An 18,701-nucleotide genomic window follows, 5' to 3' on the forward strand; every position below is an offset into this window, starting at 1 on the left:
CGAGATTTTGTACCACCTTCTCTGAATACCACGGTGTTTGAGTTGGTATGACAATTGCTGTTCCCTGCTGAACCGAGTGTGGAGAATAGCTTTGGAGAAGATCATGCGCCTGATCGTCTGCCTCAAGCAGGTACCAGACTCCGGACAAATCCGCGTCCATCCCGTGACTAACACGATTATGCGTCAGGGCGTTCCAACCATCATCAACCCCTACGATCTCTTTGCATTGGAAGCCGCCCTTGAATTGCGCGATCAGTTCGGCGGCGAGGTCACGGTGCTGACCATGGGCCCGCCTTCAGCCGAGGACAGTCTACGCAAGGCGCTGACCTTCGGCGCCGATCGTGCGGTGCTCCTGACAGATCGACTTTTCGCCGGCGCTGATACGCTAGCCACCACCCACGCGCTGGCGACCGCCATCCGCAAGCTCGAGGCCGAGTTCGGCGCGCCCGATCTCGTCTTCACGGGCAAGCAAACCATCGACGGCGACACCGCACAAGTCGGCCCAGGACTCGCTAAGCGGCTTCGTCTATCTCAGCTTACCTATGTTAGCAAGATTGTCGCGCTGGACTTGCAAGCTCGCACTATCGATGTCGAGCGACGCTCCGAGGGCGGCGTCCAGCTGCTGCGGACTCGGCTTCCGTGCCTGATCACTATGCTGGAGGCGACGAACCAGATACGCCGCGGCGCGATGACCGATGCGCTGCGCGCGGCGCGCGCAGCAATCCTGAAATGGAACGCGCAGGAGGCTGGCGTTGATGACACTACAAAGTGCGGCTTGCGCGGTTCGCCCACCATCGTCAAGCGCGTTTTCGCACCCGCTGTCCGCAAGGAGAAAGCCACGTTGATTGAGCCTGATGAGCGGCCAGCCCATGCACTGATCGCTGCCGTCTTCGAACGCCAGCCCGCGCTCGCGATGGAGCTCACGGCCATTGAGGTAAAGAAGGAGGCGACATGAGCACTGCACCCAAAACTGGCGCTTCACCTTCAAGCCGCCCCGCGACAAAGACGCAGCTATCAGAACGATTCAAAGCCTACAAGCATGTCTGGGTCTTTATCGAGCAGGAACGCGGCCAGGTCCACCCTGTGTCCTGGGAATTGATGGGTGCTGGCCGCAAGCTTGCCGACAAGCTCAACGTTGATCTCGCCGCGGTTGTGATCGGGCCAAAAGGCAAGGCGTCACAGGCCGCCGCGGCCGACTCCTTCTGCTACGGCGCCGACCTCGTCTACATGGTCGCCGATACACTGCTCGCACATTATCGCAACGAGCCCTACACCAAGGCACTCACCGAGCTCGTCAACACCTACAAGCCCGAAGTCTTGTTACTGGGGGCGACCACGCTGGGCCGCGATTTAGCGGGTTCGGTCGCGACGACACTGCTCACCGGTCTAACCGCCGACTGTACAGCGCTCGACGTCGACCCCGACGGCTCGCTCGCCGCGACCCGTCCGACCTTCGGTGGCTCCCTGCTCTGCACGATCTACACGCTCAATTATCGTCCACAGATGGCTACAGTCCGCCCGCGCGTGATGCCCGCACCCAAACGTAGCGCGAGGCCGATCGGCCGCATCATCAGCCGGCCGCTCGGGCTTGTCGAAGACGACATCCTAACGAAGGTTCTGTCGTTCCTACCCGATCACGATTCCGCAGGATCAACTCTCGCTTATGCCGATGTTGTCGTTGCCGGAGGCCTGGGCCTGGGTTCGTCCGAGAATTTTCGACTTGCGCGCCAGCTCGCCGCCGTGCTTGGGGGGGATTTTGGTTGCTCGCGGCCGCTGGTGCAAAAGGGTTGGGTCACCTCTGACCGGCAGATCGGCCAGACTGGCAAGACTATCCGCCCAAAGCTGTACATCGCCGCCGGGATCTCCGGAGCTGTTCAGCATCGAGTTGGTGTCGAAGGCGCCGACCTGATTGTCGCCATCAACACTGATAGGAACGCGCCTATTTTTGATTTCGCGCACTTGGGCATCGTTACCGACGCAATCCAATTTCTGCCGGCCTTGACCGCTGCGTTCCGTGCCCGGCTGTCATTACGCTCGCGCGACAAGGTCGCGAGTTCAGACAAGGAGAGCCCTCGTGGTCACAGAAAGATTTGACACCATCGTCGTCGGTGCAGGCATGGCCGGCAATGCGGCAGCGCTGATGCTTGCCAAACGCGGCCTGAAGGTCCTCCAGCTCGAGCGCGGCGAATATCCGGGGTCGAAGAACGTGCAGGGTGCGATCCTCTATGCCGATATGCTGGAGCCGCTGATCCCCAATTTTCGTGAGGATGCGCCGCTAGAGAGGCATCTGATCGAACAGCGCTTCTGGATGATGGATGACCGTTCGCACACAGGCCTGCACTACCGCTCCGACGACTTCAACGAGGAGAAGCCCAACCGCTATACTATCATCCGCGCACAGTTCGACAGGTGGTTCTCGCAGAAGGTCCGCGAAGCGGGCGCCACGGTACTATGCGAAACAACAGCCACCGCGCTTGTGCAGGATGCCGAGGGCAAGGTGATAGGCGTGCGGACTGACCGCGCCGACGGGGAGGTCCATGCGGACACCATCGTCCTTGCGGAAGGTGTCAACGGCCTCCTTGGCACGCGAGCCGGCCTGCGCAAGCGGCCGGCACCGGACTCGGTAGCACTCGCCGTGAAGGAGATGCACTTTCTGCCCCGCGAGACCATCGAGGCCCGCTTCAATATTAAGGGCGATGAGGGCGTCGTCATCGAAGCAGCGGGGACCATCTCCTGCGGCATGACGGGCTTGGGCTTCATCTACGCCAACAAGGAATGCATTTCGCTCGGCATCGGCTGCCTCGTCGCGGACTTCCAGCGCTCTGGCGAAACGCCGTATGGTCTGCTTGATCGATTCAAGCGCCATCCTTCCGTCGCACCGCTGATCGACGGTTCGGAGGTAAAGGAATACGCCGCGCATCTCATTCCGGAGGGTGGCTTTAAGGCTATCCCGCAGCTCTATGGCGAGGGTTGGGTCGTGGTGGGCGACGCCGCTCAGTTCAATAACTCTATTCATCGCGAAGGCTCTAATCTCGCAATGACATCAGGGCGGATCGCCGCCGAGGCGATCATCCAGATCAAGTCGCGCGGCGACCCGATGACAGGGAGGAACCTGTCGCTTTATGAAACGATACTGAACCAGTCGTTCGTCATCAAGGATCTAAGGAAGTACAAGGATATGCCGGCGCTGTTGCACACCCACTCGCAAAACTTCTTTCTGACCTATCCAGAGCTCGTCTCGAAATCGCTACAAAACTTCTTGCGAGTCGACGGGACATTGAAAGCCGAAAAGGAAGCGGCGTCATTAAGATCCTTCGTCAAGGCGCGCTCGTGGACTGGGCTACTCGCCGACGCCGTCCGGCTTGCGCGCGCTTGGCGCTAAGCAGTCTGTCACATCACACTGAGGGGCAAACAATGTCGACCGAGCCAGCCGTGCGTGTTGAAGACCGGCTATTCCACAATCGCTACCTGATCGACCCCGAGCGGGCACACATCAAGGTGCGGCCCCACATAACGCCGTCCCTGGAGCTCGTGCGCATGCTGAGCGCCTGCCCGGCTCACTGCTATACGGCTAATGAGAAGCACCAGATCGAAATCACTGTCGATGGCTGCATGGAGTGCGGCACTTGCCGAGCAGTCTGCGAGCCGCGTGGCGACATCGAGTGGAACTATCCGCGAGGCGGCTACGGCGTGCTGTTCAAGTTCGGTTAATCGACTTTGCTCACGCTGGCGGCGCGGCGTCTATAGCCGTACGTTCGAGCTGCTAATTCGAGCTAGATCGTCCGCAATGACCACGACTACGTCGGCGATGTTGCCCTGCAGAGCCCGTGATTGCCTTCCGGCCTATCGAGGCAATTTGTGCGTCCTCCCACCGGGGTGTTACAAGCGGGGCGCGTACTGAGTAAAGGTCTGCATTTTCCGGACAGCGGCTGCCGACCGGCGACGGGCCTTGGCTTAGCCGTCGCCACGTGAGGCTATACTGCCATGTGCGTCGCGATTATGTTGCAGCGCTATCAGACTTGCGTAGTCTGAGCGAGCGAAGCTTCATTGTCGCGGTCAGCTTCTTCGGCTTCGCCGGGCGAGTATTCTGGAGGAGGGAAATGCCACTCCTGAACCGCTTAACCGATCAACCTCTGTCATCACGCATTCCCCTGGTCAGTGTTCTGAAGAGAGTGGTTGATAGCCACTTCAGCCGCTAGCGCCGCGCGCCTGGCCCTCGGCAGTCCGGGGAGAAGGCGACCGCAATGCCGAGCCAGCCGGCGCGCTCAGCAGCAAAAACAGGGCTCTATTAGCTTCATATTTAGCGGCCAGTCGGCTGCGTCTCAACCCCGACATGACCAGCGTGCCCTTATCGGTTGAGAGCGACCATGACCAGCTTCTGCCGCGGCGCCTGAGCGAAATCTCATAATAGGAAAACAGGTCGGACATTCGAGAATCATGTGGTCTGCGCGCGATGAACTTTGAGCCTTGTCCGCTTCGCCGCGCGTCCTCCGCGGACTGAACCCCCGGAAGCGTGTTGCGGGCCTGCTGAACGGTTCATTCGGCAGCTTGCATATCTTTTGCGAGGAAAATCATCAATAAGTGCTCATACGACGCCGTAAATCGTCCGAACCGCCGGTTGCACTCGCCTCGCTCCCGGTGCACCGCTTTTGCGGCGTTTGCTATCGTGTGAGATACCCGCAAGGAGGCATTTTTGTCATATTTGCAGGCGGCGGACCAGTCGACGTTTTCCAGTTCGTCCGCCGGCGCTATCATTTCGGCCGATGTTTCGGAGCCGAACGTGTTGGACGCAACGACGACTGCTCTTCTTCGCGCCTTGCTTGACGAAGTCTGCCAGGGCTTGCCCGGCAGCGAAATTGGTCTGCGCGCCCATGTGGCGTCCAAGATGCTGGCAGCGGCCAGCATGGGTGAGAAGAGGGCGGACCAGCTTAGACAAGTGGCCCGGGAGGCGCTTCGATCAGCCCCAACGATGTGGCGGCAAGCCTGACCGGTCCTGGGATGACGTGCCAGAATACAAGGTTCATGGTCATTGTCGGCGAGCCGTAAGACACCGCCCATAGCCAAGGCCCGATATCGGCTTTGCTTGACACCAATGGATTTAAGAGCCTCCAAGGGCGTCCTCCAGGATGGCTTTCAGGCGCGCTGCTCCCTTCATCAGTTCGCGATCGAGGTCGTGTTTAACTGCGGACACGTAATCGGTTCCGAGCTCGACCGGGTGGCTGGCGTCGTTGTGATCAGGCGTGCCAGGCGGGAGTACCTGATAGGCCTTTATTCCAAGGGCATGGGTGTCGTTGGCCCAGGCGGCAATACGCGCTTCATCATAGGGAGGCGCCTCGGCGGCCGGCAACGGCGCCGCATCGAGAGCGTCGGCATAGTTTCCCCAGGAATATGCCTGGAGGTCGATCAGCGAATCGTCCCACATGCTGTGAAACGTCGATGACCGCGTGTACGGCGCTCCGTCGGAGCGCTTGGTCCGCAAGATCACGTGGAGCTTGTTGCCGCCGTGGTCGCCGTTGCTCTCGCTTGTGTGTAACGGCTGCTCCAAATCGCCAGCTAAATGAACGACGAGCTTGAGTGCGCGCAGCCTGTCGTCCTTGCTGCGCGACCGGTCTTTCAGGATCGCAACCGCCGCCGGCAAACCCTGGATGATACAGGTCCCCTGATCGTTCTGGGCCTGGCAATCGAGGGACGCATCATACGCGGGGCGTGAGATGTCGATATCGACGAAGTGCCAACGGTATGTGCCCTTGCCTTCCGGCGTGAATTTGTAGTCGTCAGCCCAATTGGAGATCGAGGCCAGCGAGGCTTCGCCGATCAGCTTTTTGAGTTCAGTTTGCGCGATTGCCGTGAGGTGCCGCTGAGCCAGTTCCGCAATGATGGAATGGCCGAGTTGCCCCCAGGCTAAGGCGGAAGAAGAGGCCGTGCAGGCACCCAGCAGCACAGCGCACAGGGGAATGACGACGCTAAGCTGTCTCACGCATTTCTCCATCATCGTATAGATAACTGCCCTGACGATATGCTTCGCAATCGGCTTGTGATCCATCGGGCCGCACACTTTATCCGTCGAGCCAACGGCGCGTTCCCGCGTTCTCCGAGGTAGGTCCACCGCGCTAGCGGGAGCGACGCTCGTTTCGGGTGCGGCGCGATCGCCGCCGCAAGCCTCTTTGGACCAGAGCGATGACGTAGATGCCCCAAATGATCAGCATGCCGCCAAACCATCCTGTTCTCCTGCTGGCAGCATCGCGCTAGGGCACGTTGACGGGGGGCATAGCTGCCGTCGGCAGCGGCACGAATCCGCGCCGCGGCAGCCCGCCGGCCGCCATGACAATCGCAACGGCTACAACAAGAATGAGCGAGGCACGCATGACATCGACAGTACTCCGACTCTTGCATCGCAATTATGAAGCCGCTCACATCCCGCCCGGCACGCCATCCGTCCATGATGATCGGCTGCTGACGTGGTGGCCGTTCTAAGCGTCAGTCCTAACGCAAATTCGCGCTGAAACACTGCTCACCTGAGACATCGGGCGCTCGAAACCTTCGATCTTCGGTTGCAGACGCCGCAACTCGACGTCAAAAATCGGTTTAAGATTACACGCTGCCGATGAGGCCCGAAAGCAAGGAACGCAACTAAAGCGTTGCGCTCGGATTTAGACGATAATCGTGCGCACTTTCGACATGGGCCGCGTGCATCATGGCCGCGCCAGCTTAGCGCTCGGCGTCGCTCGTCCCGCTCAATTTGGATCGCCTTGATGCATCTCAAGCCGTCACCTTGAAATCCATTGCAGGATGAGGGTGTAGCCGAGCCACCTGCCAGCCAGGGCGCTGAGGTTATGGCCCCGGACTCCTAGGCACTCCGGGGCCGCCTTTTTTTGGGCTGTACTGTTCCGCCATTGCTGAACGAGGTCCCCTGGACATCTGCACCCCCAGCTTATTTCGACCGCATGAATGAAAGCTGGTGGTGTTTCGTGAGGCGGGAAGGGAGTGGAGATTGCCGTCGCCATAGCGTCAACGCCCGTCCGGCCTCCGTTGCCAGACGAGCCAGGGCTTGCGAAACGCCTCCTGAAGGAAGCTGCGGCGCGGTGGGAGGCGCGCGTGACCTTGAGTTCCTCTGCCGCGCGCGACTTTGAGGCGAACTGCTCGGTTCGACCTGATCGTTCAATCAGCCGCTGAGCCGTCAGAAAGCCGCCAAATCAATCTTGAAGGCCATTACGACGAGGAGAGAGATCAAAAGGCCTGCTCCGCAAAATATACCAAGGATCTTGAGAGTATCGTCCTCGACTGGAGTTCTAACCGTGCGGGAAACAACCCTCGCAATTTGTGTGATCATCCTTCAACCCCAAAAAACTAAGGCAGATGAAAAGCAATTGAGACCGGCGATAGCGTGACGCATTGAACGCATGAGCCTGCTCTGCCTGGACCAGATGTCTGGGTGGCGGCTTTGATTTCAGATCGTTTTCATATGCCAGCAAAAGTGTTGTTGAAACGATACGTCCATTGTCGTCTCGTATTGGCCCGCAGAGGTTACGCCTAATAGCCTTGGATGCCCATTGGCATTTTCGAGCTTTGCCTTGGCTGCACCTTTTCTCGAACGCGCTGCGGCCGCCGGCCTATCCAACAAACGAGCCGGCTTACGGTGAACGTCTCCAGAGCGCGCGATTTGCGCCGGCACGCTCGGTCTTGGCTGGAGCGCCTCGCTCAATTTTTGAGTTGGGCTCACTCGCGAGGGACAAATTTTGACTAACCGGATCATTATTCCTGTTCCCTATGTTGTGCCGATGGCAGAAGACGTGGAGAAAGTTGATGTTTTCCAAGTTGAAGTTGCGGATCGGCGGCCGCCTCGCAGCCGGTTTTATTGCTGTGTGCGCGATCATCGCAGTCTCCGTGGGATATACCGTGATGGCCGTGAGTGGCGTCTCCCGCACCGTGGACGAGATGGTGGCTGTGCGGACGCCCGTTGCGATCGCCAGCACCGAGCTGGTGGGACACGTCCCCGCGACGCTGTCGGCCCTGCGCGGTTACATTCTCAGCGGCAATTCACAAGGCAAGCTCGACCGCGCCGCCCTTTGGAATGAAAGCGAGACGATCCTTGCCACCCTGGACGAGATGTCGGCCCACTTCTCCAGTGCCGACCAGAAAAGCTGGGCCGAAGCCAAGAGGTTGCTCGCCGAATTCCGCGCCGCCGAGGACAGGGCCGAAGCGATCGCGTTTACACCTGAGGCCTATCCGGCCACCAAAGTGATGGTGGCTGAAGTCGGACCGGCCGCCGATACAATTTTTAACGAGACGACTCGCATGATCGACGAGGAGGAGGGCCTTGAGGCGACAGCGGAACGCAAAAGGCTGCTCAAGACAATGGCAGACACAAGGGGGAACTTTGCGGCCGCCACCTCGCTCCTGCGCATGTACCTGATATCGGGCAAGAAGGCCGACAAGATGAAGTGCTTCAAGCCCTGGGAGCTGTTCGAAAGGGGGCTGGCTGACGTAACTTCCCAGGCGGCGCTTCTCACCCCTTCGCAACAGGACTCTCTTGCCAAGATTGGCAAGGCTCACAGCACCATCCAACCCCTTTACGAGAAGATCTTCGCGCTTCGCGATTCCCCGGGATGGAACGTACCGGGCGATATTCTTGCCACGGAAGCCGCCCCTCGGGCCTTAAGGGTTCTCGACCTGATCGAAGGACCCAAATCAGACGACGGCACCAGATCCGGAGGCCTCAAGTCAGCTCAGAAGGCCTTGCTTGCGGATGGCGCCCATCGCATCCAGGCTGATTTGTCGCGCCTTGCCCTGGTCCTTTGGATCCTGCTCGCGACCGGTCTTGGGGCTGGCGCGGCCATTGCGCTACTCACTGGCCGGGCGATCGCGCGCCCAATCCGCGGAATGACAGCGGCCATGGGAAGGCTCGCTGGCGGCGACACGTCGATTGCGGTACCAGGACTTGGCAAGACAGATGAAATCGGGGAAATGGCCGAAGCCGTCCAGGTCTTCAAGGACAACATGCTCGAGACGGCTCGGCTGCGCACCGAGCAGGCGCAGGCCGAGGCGCGCGCCGCAGCTCAACACCAGGCCGAACTGCACCGGCTCGCAAGCCACTTCGAAAAAGCCGTCGGAGAGATCATCGAAACGCTTTCGTCTTCCTCGACGGAGTTGGAGGCAGCCGCAAGCACGCTGAGCCGAACCGCCGAAAGCACCCAGCAGCGATCCACGGTGGTGTCCGTGACCGCAGGCGAAGCCTCCGTGAACGTGCAGTCAATCGCGTCTGCAACGGAGGAGATGGGAGCCTCGATGTCGGAGATCGCGCGGCAAGTTCAGGACGCCACGCGCATTGCAGGAAGCGCTGTTCGGCAGGCCCACGACACCAACGACGGCGTGAACCGGCTGTCAAACGCCGCAACACGAATCGGCGACATCGTCGCTCTCATCGACGGTATTGCGGGTCAGACCAACCTGTTGGCCCTGAACGCCACCATTGAAGCCGCGCGCGCCGGTGAGGCCGGGCGCGGATTTGCGGTCGTCGCGGCGGAGGTCAAGGCTTTGGCCCAGCAGACCGCAAAGGCGACCGGCGAGATCACGCACCAGGTCGGCGGCATTCAGGCCGTGACAAAGGAGCTCGTGCTCGCGATGCAGAGCATTAGCGGCACCATCAGCCGCATCTCGGAATCCTCTTCGGTCATCGCCTCTGCCATCGAACAACAGGGCGCCGCAACGCAGGAAATTTCCCGGAATATTCAAAAGGCGGCACAAGGAACGCATCAGATCGCATCGAGCATCACAGACGTGAAGCAGGATGCCTCAGAGACCGGTTCGGCTTCGAACCAGTTGCTGGCCTCCGCGCAAACGCTCTCAGCCGATAGCGCCCGGCTTAGAAGCGAGGTGGCACAGTTCCTGATGATGGTGCGTGCGGCCTGAGAAGCGTGGAAGGTGCTTTGATGAACAGTCTCTTCAAGCCTGCGCAAGATGAGGATTTCGGCGCCAACGTGATCGCATTTCCGCTCCATAGGGCGACGCACCCGGTCGCCGATGCACGACGCTACGGCGGGAGCTTGCGGCAAAACATCGAAGCCTTGAAAGGTCATCTGAGGACTCTCGAACAGGTGGTGCTCGTTCTCGAGGACCCGCAGGAGCGGCAGAGGCTGAAGTGCAGGATCGACTCCCAAGCCGCTCTGCTCTCGCAAAGGCTCGACCAATTGGCCGCGTTCGATCGCCTTTTACAGGTCTGTTGCGGGCAATGACGCAAATGCGCGTGAATGCCGCTTGCTCCGTCTTCGGTTTGGCGGGACGTTGCGCCCCTTTCGCTTCTTTCCCGCGCCGTAGACAAGGCCCGGCTCGCTGGATGCGCGCCTGCAGCGGCTCGAGATCGCTCGCTTGCCTGCCGGCACTGAGCCGCTCAGCGGCTCCTCTGGATAAGCCCAAGCCTCGTAAGCGGCCGGATGCTCCTTTTTTGCAAAATCCGAATTATGGCCCTTACCCAACCTTACCCAAACTCGGTTTCAAAAACCGCTTAGCCCGTTACAATGGCGCATAGCCTTCGCCTACTGCGGCCTCTGCTAGAGGAGGGGGCGCGTGGTTTGCGGGCCAAAGAGCCCATCGGAGGGAATCATGCCAAGGAGACTAGCCGCTGTTTGCGGTCATTCGGCTCGTTTTTTCAAAAATGCTTTCATTTGCTCTATCGTTTTGGCCGGGGCGACACTGGCTGCCAGCCAGGCCAACGCAGACGACGTCAACTGGCGGCAATTCGAAGGCACGTCCATTGTCTGGGCCTACGATATTCACCCCTATGCAGACGCCGTCGCGGCCCAATTGCCGGAGTTCGAGAAGCTCACCGGCATCAAAGTGACGCCGGAGCTTTATCCGGACGACGCCTATTGGAATAAGCTGACGATCCAGCTCAGCACGAAATCGCCAAGCTGGGACGTTGTCGGCACGGGCATCCAGCCCGCCTGGGATCTGGCCCCGGGCCAGCTGCTCGAGCCGCTCGACCGCTATCTGAACGATCCAAAACTCACCTCGGCAGCCTACGACTACAAGGATTTCTTCCCGGCCTTGCGCGATGCGCTGACATGGAAGGTGAAGGATGGTCAGATCGAGCCCGGAAGCGGCCAGGTCTGGGCGATCCCTCATGGCTTTGAGAACATCCAGCTGTTCTATCGCAAGGATGTCCTGGACAAGCATGGCATCAAAGTCCCGAGCACCCCGCCGGAAATGTCGGCGGCTTGCGAGAAGCTCAAAGCCGCCGATCCCACCATCACGCCTCTCGGCGTTCGCGGCGTAAGGTTCTGGAGCAGCATCCACACGGCTGCGATCTCGATTGCGAGGTCCTATGGCGTGCACGACTTCGTCGTCAAGGACGGCAAGCTCGAGACGGGCCTGGACTCGCCCGAGTCGATCGCCTTCCACAAAGACTATGTCGACATGATCAAGAAATGCGCCGCGCCCTCCTTCGCCAACGACAATTGGTACCAGGTGGTCGAAGGGATCAATTCAGGGCGGACCGCCATGGCGATCGATTCCAACATGTTCGGTTTCTGGAACGACGTCGCCGGCAAGCCTGCGTCGGGCAAGATCGCCTTCGCGCCGCCCTTGCGTGCACCGAACGGCAAGAACTTCGAATCCAACATCTGGATCTGGTCTCTGGCCATGAACGCCGCTTCCCAGAAAAAGGGCGCGGCCTGGCTCTTCATCCAGTGGGCGACCTCCAAGCAGGTCGAGCTGAACGGTGCCGTTGCGGGCAAGCTCGTCAACTCTCCGCGCGCATCGACCTGGAGCGACAAGGCCTGGCTCGAATACGCCGCAAAGCCTGAATTCAACAACTTTGTCGAGACGTTCAAGACGGTGCAGGACAGGGCGCAACTCGCTTTTACGGCCCGCGTCGGCTTCGCCGAGGCGATGAACGCCTGGGCGGTCGCGATGCAGAAGATGGTCAACGGCGCGGACGTCAAGGCAACGCTGACCGACCTTGCTTCCGAGATCCGCTCGGCGATGTGAACTGCCAAAGGAGCGGCAGGCCCGCCTGCCGCTCCCCTTTGAAGTTCGAAATCACTTGAAATGAACGTCAGGATCAGACGCAACCGTGACGCTGCAGTCTTCAATAAGCCAACTCGCCTCGGCGCAAGACGGCCTCGCCAAGAGAGCCGGCCGGCCGCGCCTTGACTGGTGGAGCATCGCCGCGATTGCGCCGGCGGTCTTGATCCTTCTTGGCTTTCTCTTCCTGTTCTTCTACGGCGTGTTTCAGTCCCTGACGGATCTTAAATTCGGCCGGCCGTTGGTTCACTTCACGGGCCTTGCCAATTACGCCGCCTTGATCAAGACAGACGATTTCTGGAACAGCGTCCGGGCTACGCTCGTCTACGCAGGATCAGCAGTCCTCGCCGAAGCCCTGCTCGGCCTTGCGCTTGCCAAGCTGTTCGCCACCGAGGTGTTCCTTGCCCGCGTGATGCGGCCGGTCATTTTGTTGCCGCTCGTGCTTCCGCCGATGAGCGTTGCCTTGATATGGACGACAATGATGGATCCGCAGAGCGGCATCCTGAACTATCTGCTGTCCCTTTCAGGAATCGGGCGGTTCGCATGGATTTCCGATCCCGCGACGGCGATGATCTCGCTCGTCCTGATCGACGTTTGGACCTACACGCCGTTTTTCACGCTGATCATTTTCGCCGGCCTTCAGGGCATCAACGAGGAGATCAGGGAGGCCGCGCGCGTCAACGGTGCAAAGGGCTGGGCGACCTTCCTGCACATCGAGCTGCCGTTGATCGCCCCATACATCCTTATCGCTGCGGTCTTCCGCCTGATCGAATCTCTCAATCAATTCGACATCATCTTCGGAACGACGCAAGGCGGCCCCGGCAACAGCACCTCCGTTCTTTCCGTGCGCGCCTACATCACCGCCTTCCAGAATCTCGCCTTCGGCCGCGGCGCCGCCCTCATGGTCGTCAACTGGATTGTCATTCGGCCCTTTAATTGCGGTTTGTTGTCAAGCTCACATTTTTGAACTCTCCAACAGCAAGGTGGTAGCGCTCGTGCCGTCGCAGCTGGTCAGGGTTGCGGAGACGGCTCGGGCGCGGGTGATACATGGTTTGCTGGCCAGGCATGGGATCGCTCGGACCGGTTGACGTCGTCGCTGGGGTCATGGTCCTTTCCGAGGTCGCGTAGCGCCTCATGATGATGTCCGGGTCGGGTGCCTCAACGTCTGCAGCGGAGTACGGTCAAGCCGCCACCAGCCGAATGAACGAGGTCGCCACAACACCGTCCCAGCGGGACATCGCCAGTCCGGCGGACCGGACCAGGAACTTCACAAAATCGTATCAGGCTTCCTTCGCCTGGCCCCAGTCGAACGATGTGCCGTCTACCCAGATACAGTGAAGAACTAGGGCGATCTTCCGCGCGATAGCAACCTTTGCCTTTCTCATGCCAATCCGCTTGGCAAGCTTAATTCCCCAAGCCTTGAGAGAAGACCATTTCTTCGTCCGATAAAGCAGAACTGTCGCCGCTTCGAACAGGTAAGTTCGGAGAAGACGGTCGCCCCATCGGGATATCTTTCCATTGATATCCGTTTCGCCAGACTGACTGCGCCGCGGTGTAAGACCCAGATAGGCGCCGACGCTCGATGCTGATCGGAATCGCGATGGGTCATCGATCGTATGTCGGAACGTCAAGGCAGTCACCACACCAACCCCAGGAACCGTCATTAAGCGACGCGTCGTCTCATCCGACCTCGCAAGCTGTCGGACTTCATCGTCGAACTTGCTTTGCTGCTTGCAGATCTGCTCGTGGATCGACAGAAGCGGCGCGATCACACCGAGGAGCTGATGACCGTCAGCCAACAGGTCACGGACCAGATTGCGGAATTGCAGGCCTATCGCGCGTGGAAACAGCAGCCCGGATTCTTTGATCAGGCTACGGACCTGGTTTTCGATATCTCGACGAATGGCCACGAGCCGGGATCTCGCGACGAGTATCGCGCGAATCTTCTGACTTTCCTGGCTCTTGACTTTGACTTCTCGATACCAGCCAACTCGCACCAGTTCGGCCAGACCTCGAGCATCATTCTGATCGCTCTTGTTCATGCGTACCGACAAGGCCGCGTGGGCATGCCGAGCGTCGATGCAAACCACCGGAAGATCGACCCTGCGAAGTTCATGCCACAGCCAACTCGCCATCGCGCCGGTCTCAAAGCCGATGCGTTCCGCCTGTGGCGCCCGCTTGCAAAGCAGTGCCGCGAGCGCCCCCGGGTCGGACTTGGCCTTCCCTTCGAACAAGACCTCGCCCGCTTCATTGACCACGCACACCGAAGTTTCTTTTTGCGAGACATCGAGTCCGACATATTGCTTCATGACAGGTTCTCCGAATCGGTTGATTGCGAGAGCTCGATTCTAATGGAGCTTTTCGTGCCACGAGCGCTGACCGCAATTACGTCATCGTCTGCAATATTGGCTCTGACTCACTTTTGATGCAGTTTGGGAGATGTCTGGCGCTTTGATTGGGGGAGAATCAGCGCGATGCAGCAAGCACTCCACCGCTCCAGTCTGGTGCCGCGTGGGTTTGTTGTAGAGAGTGCGTACTACGAGGGTGATAAGGCCATTGTTGTGGTCCGGGCGTCCGGAAGCGTTGGTCTGTGCCCATCGTGCGGAACGGTTTCGCGACGTGTCCATAGCCGCTATCGACGCCGCGTGACCGATCTTCCACTCGCGGGGCGGATCGTCCAGCTCCTGGTAATCGCCCGCCGCTTCCGCTGCGATGCCGTCCTGTGCGGGCGCCAAATCTTCACTGAGCGCTTCGCCGAGGGGATACTGGCTCCATCAGCGCGACGCACGGCGAGGCTGGACTCTATTGTCCATCACCTCGGTCTGGCGCTTGGTGGTCGACCGGCGGCAGGCTTCGCAAAACGGCTGATGCTGCCGGTGAGCAAAGACACGCTCCTGCGCGTGGTCCGACGTCGTAGCCGTCCGCCGGCCGACCCGCTCAGGGTTATCGGCATTGATGATTGGGCCTGGCGGCGCAATCACCGATACGCCAGCATCATCTGCAACCTGGAAAAGCGTCGGATTGTCACGCTACTGCCGGATCGGGAGCCCGCAACCGCCCAAGCGTGGCTCGCTGCGCACCCCACGATCGCGATCGTCGCCCGTGACCGTGGTGGAGGATATGGCGAAGCCGCAGCAAAGGCCTTGCCGCACGCGGTGCAGGTGGCAGATCGTTGGCATCTGATGGAGAACGCCAGTCGAGCCTTTCTCGACGCCGTCCGCAAATCGATGCGACCGATACGCACCGTGATTGGCGCGACGACGATCGATCCCAAGCTGCTCACAGCCGCCGAGCGCCTCCAATATGAGGGCTATCTGCGCCGCGAGGAGACCAATGCAGCCATCCTGGCTCTGTCGAAGAACGGCATACCGATCAAGCAGATCGTGCGCCGGACTGGCCATAGTAGGAAGCTGGTGCGGCAGGTCATCCGCGGCGAACGACATGATGTCTTCCGGACCCGGCAGAGCTCACTCGATCAGCATCTGCCATGGCTCGACGACCAGTGGGCGGCCGGCTGTCGAAACGGCGCTGAACTTTGGCGCCGCCTGGCGGCCCGTGGCTTCCGAGGCTCGCTCCGCGTCATCAGCGAGTGGGCGACCCGTAGACGACGGGCTGAAAAGGCCGACGTAGAAAACCTGAAGCGGATTCCGTCAGCCAGAACGATCGCACGCCTCATGACAGTCGGGCGGGATGTACTCACGAAAGCGGAGACCGTCACGGTCGCGGCGATCGAAGCTGGCGTACCAACCCTGGTCGAGGCGCGCGAGATCATCGCTGAATTCCACTTGATGATCCGGCGCAAAACTGAGGAGGGGCTCATCCCATGGATCGAGCGCGCCCGCGCCAGTCTCGTCGCCTCGTTCGCCAGCGGCGTTGCGAAAGATGAAGCGGCGGTTAGGGCCGCAATCACTTCGCTCTGGTCCAACGGACAAACTGAAGGTCAGATCACGCGCCTCAAGCTCGTCAAACGTCAAATGTACGGTCGCGGGAAAATCGATCTGCTTCAAGCTAGACTAATCGGCGCAGAATAATCGGAGCTGCACCAAAAATGCGTCAGAGCCAAATTTGCAAGCCGATTGACACCGTCGGCTGAATGGGGCGCAGCGAAGAAGGACCTGCCTATAGACACAAAAATCGCCGAGACAATCGAGGCTCACATAAAGGGCTTGGCGATCCTGTCAGAGCACAGCTGAACGCTCGGCTCTCGCGAAGTTCTTCTTTTGAAGGTTCGCATGCACCCGCGTTTAGTCTAGCGGACTGGAATTGCAATTGGCGGGGCGATCCGTGCCCGAGCTTGGTTATAGACCTCAACCACGCCCGGCATGGCGACGCTGACGGCCATGCCGAACGGAACCTGCTCGTCTATCTTGCTGCCTCGGTCAGGCTCACGCTGGATGATGAGCTCGATTTCGGAATCCTCCGTCAAAGCTGGCGCCTTGTCTCCCACCCAGCGGCGGGAGAAAACAGTTCCCTTGCTCGCCTGGTTGAGATCGGGCTGCGTCTTCGACGGTTGGACGCGAAACTCGTCGATCTCGTCTGAACCCGCTAACAGCGAGAGCTTCACTGAGCGATACGATTGCCGGCCAGGATGCACAGGTGTGAACCACGCCAGCGTCGCAGTGATCGAGTGCGGGAGAGATTGGCCACTCATGCAAGCCGGCAACGGAACGGCAATGGAGCGTCTCGTTTCCTGCGCGAGCGTTCCGACCGCCCAGAACGTCGCTCTGTCCGAAGCGCAATAGATCGCATCTTCTGGACTGACGACGCCGTAGCCCAGAAAGCGGCGGATATTGTCCTTCTGGCGGACGAATTGCCTCGGATCAGCTGGACCTAGCACGCTCTTGATGAGCTCGGCACTGTCTTCGGGCCACGAGGCCGTATGCACCAAGAGCGCTTTGAGCAGGGCAGCGCGCTGGTGATGGGGCAGCGACAGAAAGTCCTGCCCGTACGTGATTTCCAACGCATCGTGAATTCTATGAGCCGTTCTGGAGGCCAGAGCTGCTGCGGCGCTCGTGCCGGACGTGTAATGCTCCCAATTGCTGCCGCCCTCGCGCGGAGGAGCGGCAACCTTGAGCCCATGTGGTCGAGCCGGTCCACTTGGCCTCACAGCAAGTGCCGTTCCACTTGCGACCATCATCAAATGCTCCCGAGAGCCAGGCATCAAGATATCGGGTTTGACACCGTTCGCAAATCCTGGACCCAATCCGCTTGATGGGTTGGTGATGATCATCGGGTGATAGGGATCGACCCTGCCTCTGGCACTGCGTCGATCGGCTGCACTAACCGCGTCGATATTGGCAGAGCCCACCGTAATTCCATTCACTGTTTCGGATGGTGAAAGGAGCCGACGAGACGTAATCAGTCGCGACAGCGCCGAGAGCGTATGTCGGGCGCGATCGGGCTGGTCCGTTGCTTCATATGCAGCCATCGTCGAGACAGACGATATCTCGAAGGGGCTGGGGTGGTTGCCGGCACTTACACAGAACAGAATTCCGTATTGATGCGCCAATCTGTCGAGCAACCTGGCCCAGGGCGAAAGCCGCCCATGGAACGGCTTCCGCAGGTTGCCGAGCGACAGATTGACAATGACGACTGACGGCGCCGTGGGATCGTCGTTACGCCGCATCGAGACCACCGCCTGATAGACCAGATCGACGATCAGCCGGTCATTGGGAAATTGATCGGCCGCCCCCAATAGCGGTATGCAATGGATCCGGCGCGCCAACGGAGGCTCGTTCGTGTTCCGATCGCCATGCACAATCAAAGAGGCCATAGCCGTGCCATGGGCCCGCTCGGCGACCACCGCGGCGCTCTCCAGATCAAATTGATCGTCGACATTCATGCGATCACGAAGCAGCGGATGCTGGGAAACAGGCACGCCATCCAGCAAGGCTAAAATCGGTTGGTCTGCAGAAGGAAGCGGACCCTGGCCACCTTGGAGCCGAGTAGCGTCATCCACTTGCACCGGCGCAATGATACTCTGTGGCCGGATGTGCATGACAGGATCCATGCCGCTCAGTCCGCCCACGGAGCGCTCCGTAATTCCGCGGAGAGCAGCAACGGGCAGGTTCGCCAGCAGCGCATGATAAGCGATACCGGGGATGCGGCATTGCGAGACGAGAGTGCCGCCGACCGCTCTAATCTCATTGACAACTGCTTGTTCGTTCGACGCCGCCATGTCCTCCGATGATCGAAATACAAGCTCGACCTCAATAGGAAGAATCTCGTCATCTCCCATGAATTCGATCTCGTGCACAAGGATCTCTCGGTCGCCCTCTTGAACGCGATCCGCAGGTCCCCACACCCTGATATCACGGAGCGTTGCAAAGACATCTCGCCAGGGCGCGAACCCCTCGCCAATTGCTTGCCCGGAGATCCACCTCGTCCAGAGTGATAGGATGTTCCGCAAAGCCGTGACATCTGGCACAAGAAGATAGGCCTCAGGCGACTTGTCTTTCTCGTCGGCCTCGAGCTCCTCTTCATCTATGAGCTCCAGACCCGGAACTCTTCGGATCGCGTTTGCAAAGTTAGCAACTGCTCCCCGAACCTCGAAGACCAGCAGCCGCTCCGGCGCGAGCGAGGAGGGGTCTGCACGCAAAGTCAGTCCTGCAGGGTCTCGACCTAGAACTTGTTCGAGGCGCCTGAAGCGAGGACCGAACGCTGCATTCTGTGCAGCAGGA

Annotated in this window: 13 protein-coding genes; 9 read left to right on the plus strand and 4 right to left on the minus strand. The window is 59.9% G+C overall.

Annotated elements, in window-relative coordinates; translation table 11 throughout:
* Positions 1-103: 103 nt before the first annotated feature.
* The 4 genes from BDOA9_RS35465 to BDOA9_RS35480 are packed head-to-tail and all read left to right on the plus strand — an operon-like array spanning position 104 to position 3,711.
* Positions 104-955 carry an electron transfer flavoprotein subunit beta/FixA family protein gene (locus BDOA9_RS35465; protein WP_025038663.1) on the plus strand — a complete coding sequence of 284 codons (852 nt, stop codon included), beginning with the start codon at positions 104-106 and terminating at the stop codon, positions 953-955.
* Positions 952-2,094, plus strand: coding sequence for an electron transfer flavoprotein subunit alpha/FixB family protein (locus BDOA9_RS35470; RefSeq protein WP_025038664.1), 1,143 nt, complete (start codon positions 952-954; stop codon positions 2,092-2,094). The genes BDOA9_RS35465 and BDOA9_RS35470 overlap by 4 nt, the downstream gene beginning before the upstream one ends.
* Positions 2,075-3,382, plus strand: coding sequence for an FAD-dependent oxidoreductase (locus tag BDOA9_RS35475; protein ID WP_025038665.1), 1,308 nt, complete (start codon positions 2,075-2,077; stop codon positions 3,380-3,382). Before BDOA9_RS35470 ends, BDOA9_RS35475 begins: the two co-directional genes overlap by 20 nt.
* A gap of 32 nt (positions 3,383-3,414) precedes the next feature.
* Entirely contained in the window at positions 3,415-3,711 is a 297-nt protein-coding gene (locus BDOA9_RS35480) for a ferredoxin family protein (protein WP_025038666.1), read from the plus strand.
* 825 nt (positions 3,712-4,536) lie between these two features.
* Here the strand turns inward: BDOA9_RS35480 and BDOA9_RS39220 are convergent.
* Together BDOA9_RS39220 and BDOA9_RS35490 are read right to left on the minus strand one after the other, a co-directional pair.
* A complete protein-coding gene (locus BDOA9_RS39220; protein WP_192859683.1) occupies positions 4,537-4,905 on the minus strand; it encodes a hypothetical protein in 369 nt (122 codons plus the stop codon).
* A 193-nt stretch (positions 4,906-5,098) separates the two neighbouring features.
* Positions 5,099-6,043, minus strand: coding sequence for a S1/P1 nuclease (locus BDOA9_RS35490; RefSeq protein WP_025038668.1), 945 nt, complete (start codon positions 6,041-6,043; stop codon positions 5,099-5,101).
* A gap of 1,760 nt (positions 6,044-7,803) precedes the next feature.
* Here BDOA9_RS35490 and BDOA9_RS35495 point away from each other — a divergent pair.
* From BDOA9_RS35495 to BDOA9_RS35510, 4 genes are all read left to right on the plus strand, one after another.
* On the plus strand, positions 7,804-9,909 hold the full coding sequence (locus BDOA9_RS35495) for a HAMP domain-containing methyl-accepting chemotaxis protein (RefSeq protein WP_025038669.1): 2,106 nt from the start codon (positions 7,804-7,806) through the stop codon (positions 9,907-9,909).
* A 20-nt stretch (positions 9,910-9,929) separates the two neighbouring features.
* Positions 9,930-10,232, plus strand: a complete 303-nt coding sequence (locus BDOA9_RS35500; RefSeq protein ID WP_025038670.1) for a hypothetical protein — start codon at positions 9,930-9,932, stop codon at positions 10,230-10,232.
* A gap of 442 nt (positions 10,233-10,674) precedes the next feature.
* The gene (locus BDOA9_RS35505; RefSeq protein WP_042337045.1) at positions 10,675-11,985 is read left to right on the plus strand and encodes an extracellular solute-binding protein; all 1,311 of its coding nucleotides are present in this window, start codon (positions 10,675-10,677) and stop codon (positions 11,983-11,985) included.
* Positions 11,986-12,070: 85 nt separating this feature from the next.
* Positions 12,071-12,988 (plus strand): carbohydrate ABC transporter permease, encoded by a 918-nt coding sequence (locus BDOA9_RS35510; RefSeq protein WP_042337047.1) that lies wholly within the window; start codon positions 12,071-12,073, stop codon positions 12,986-12,988.
* Positions 12,989-13,301: 313 nt separating this feature from the next.
* Here the strand turns inward: BDOA9_RS35510 and BDOA9_RS35515 are convergent, their stop codons facing one another.
* Positions 13,302-14,330 carry an IS110 family transposase gene (locus tag BDOA9_RS35515; protein WP_025038324.1) on the minus strand — a complete coding sequence of 343 codons (1,029 nt, stop codon included), beginning with the start codon at positions 14,328-14,330 and terminating at the stop codon, positions 13,302-13,304.
* Between the two features lie 165 nt (positions 14,331-14,495).
* Here BDOA9_RS35515 and BDOA9_RS35520 point away from each other — a divergent pair, with 165 nt between their 5' ends.
* Positions 14,496-16,052: an ISL3 family transposase gene (locus BDOA9_RS35520; protein WP_025038673.1), complete on the plus strand. Its 1,557-nt coding sequence runs from the start codon at positions 14,496-14,498 to the stop codon at positions 16,050-16,052.
* A gap of 218 nt (positions 16,053-16,270) precedes the next feature.
* Here the strand turns inward: BDOA9_RS35520 and BDOA9_RS35525 are convergent, their stop codons facing one another.
* The gene (locus BDOA9_RS35525; RefSeq protein WP_025038674.1) at positions 16,271-18,619 is read right to left on the minus strand and encodes a S8 family serine peptidase; all 2,349 of its coding nucleotides are present in this window, start codon (positions 18,617-18,619) and stop codon (positions 16,271-16,273) included.
* Positions 18,620-18,701: the final 82 nt, after the last annotated feature.

The organism is Bradyrhizobium sp. DOA9, from assembly GCF_000617845.2.
In the GTDB taxonomy this organism is placed as follows: domain Bacteria; phylum Pseudomonadota; class Alphaproteobacteria; order Rhizobiales; family Xanthobacteraceae; genus Bradyrhizobium.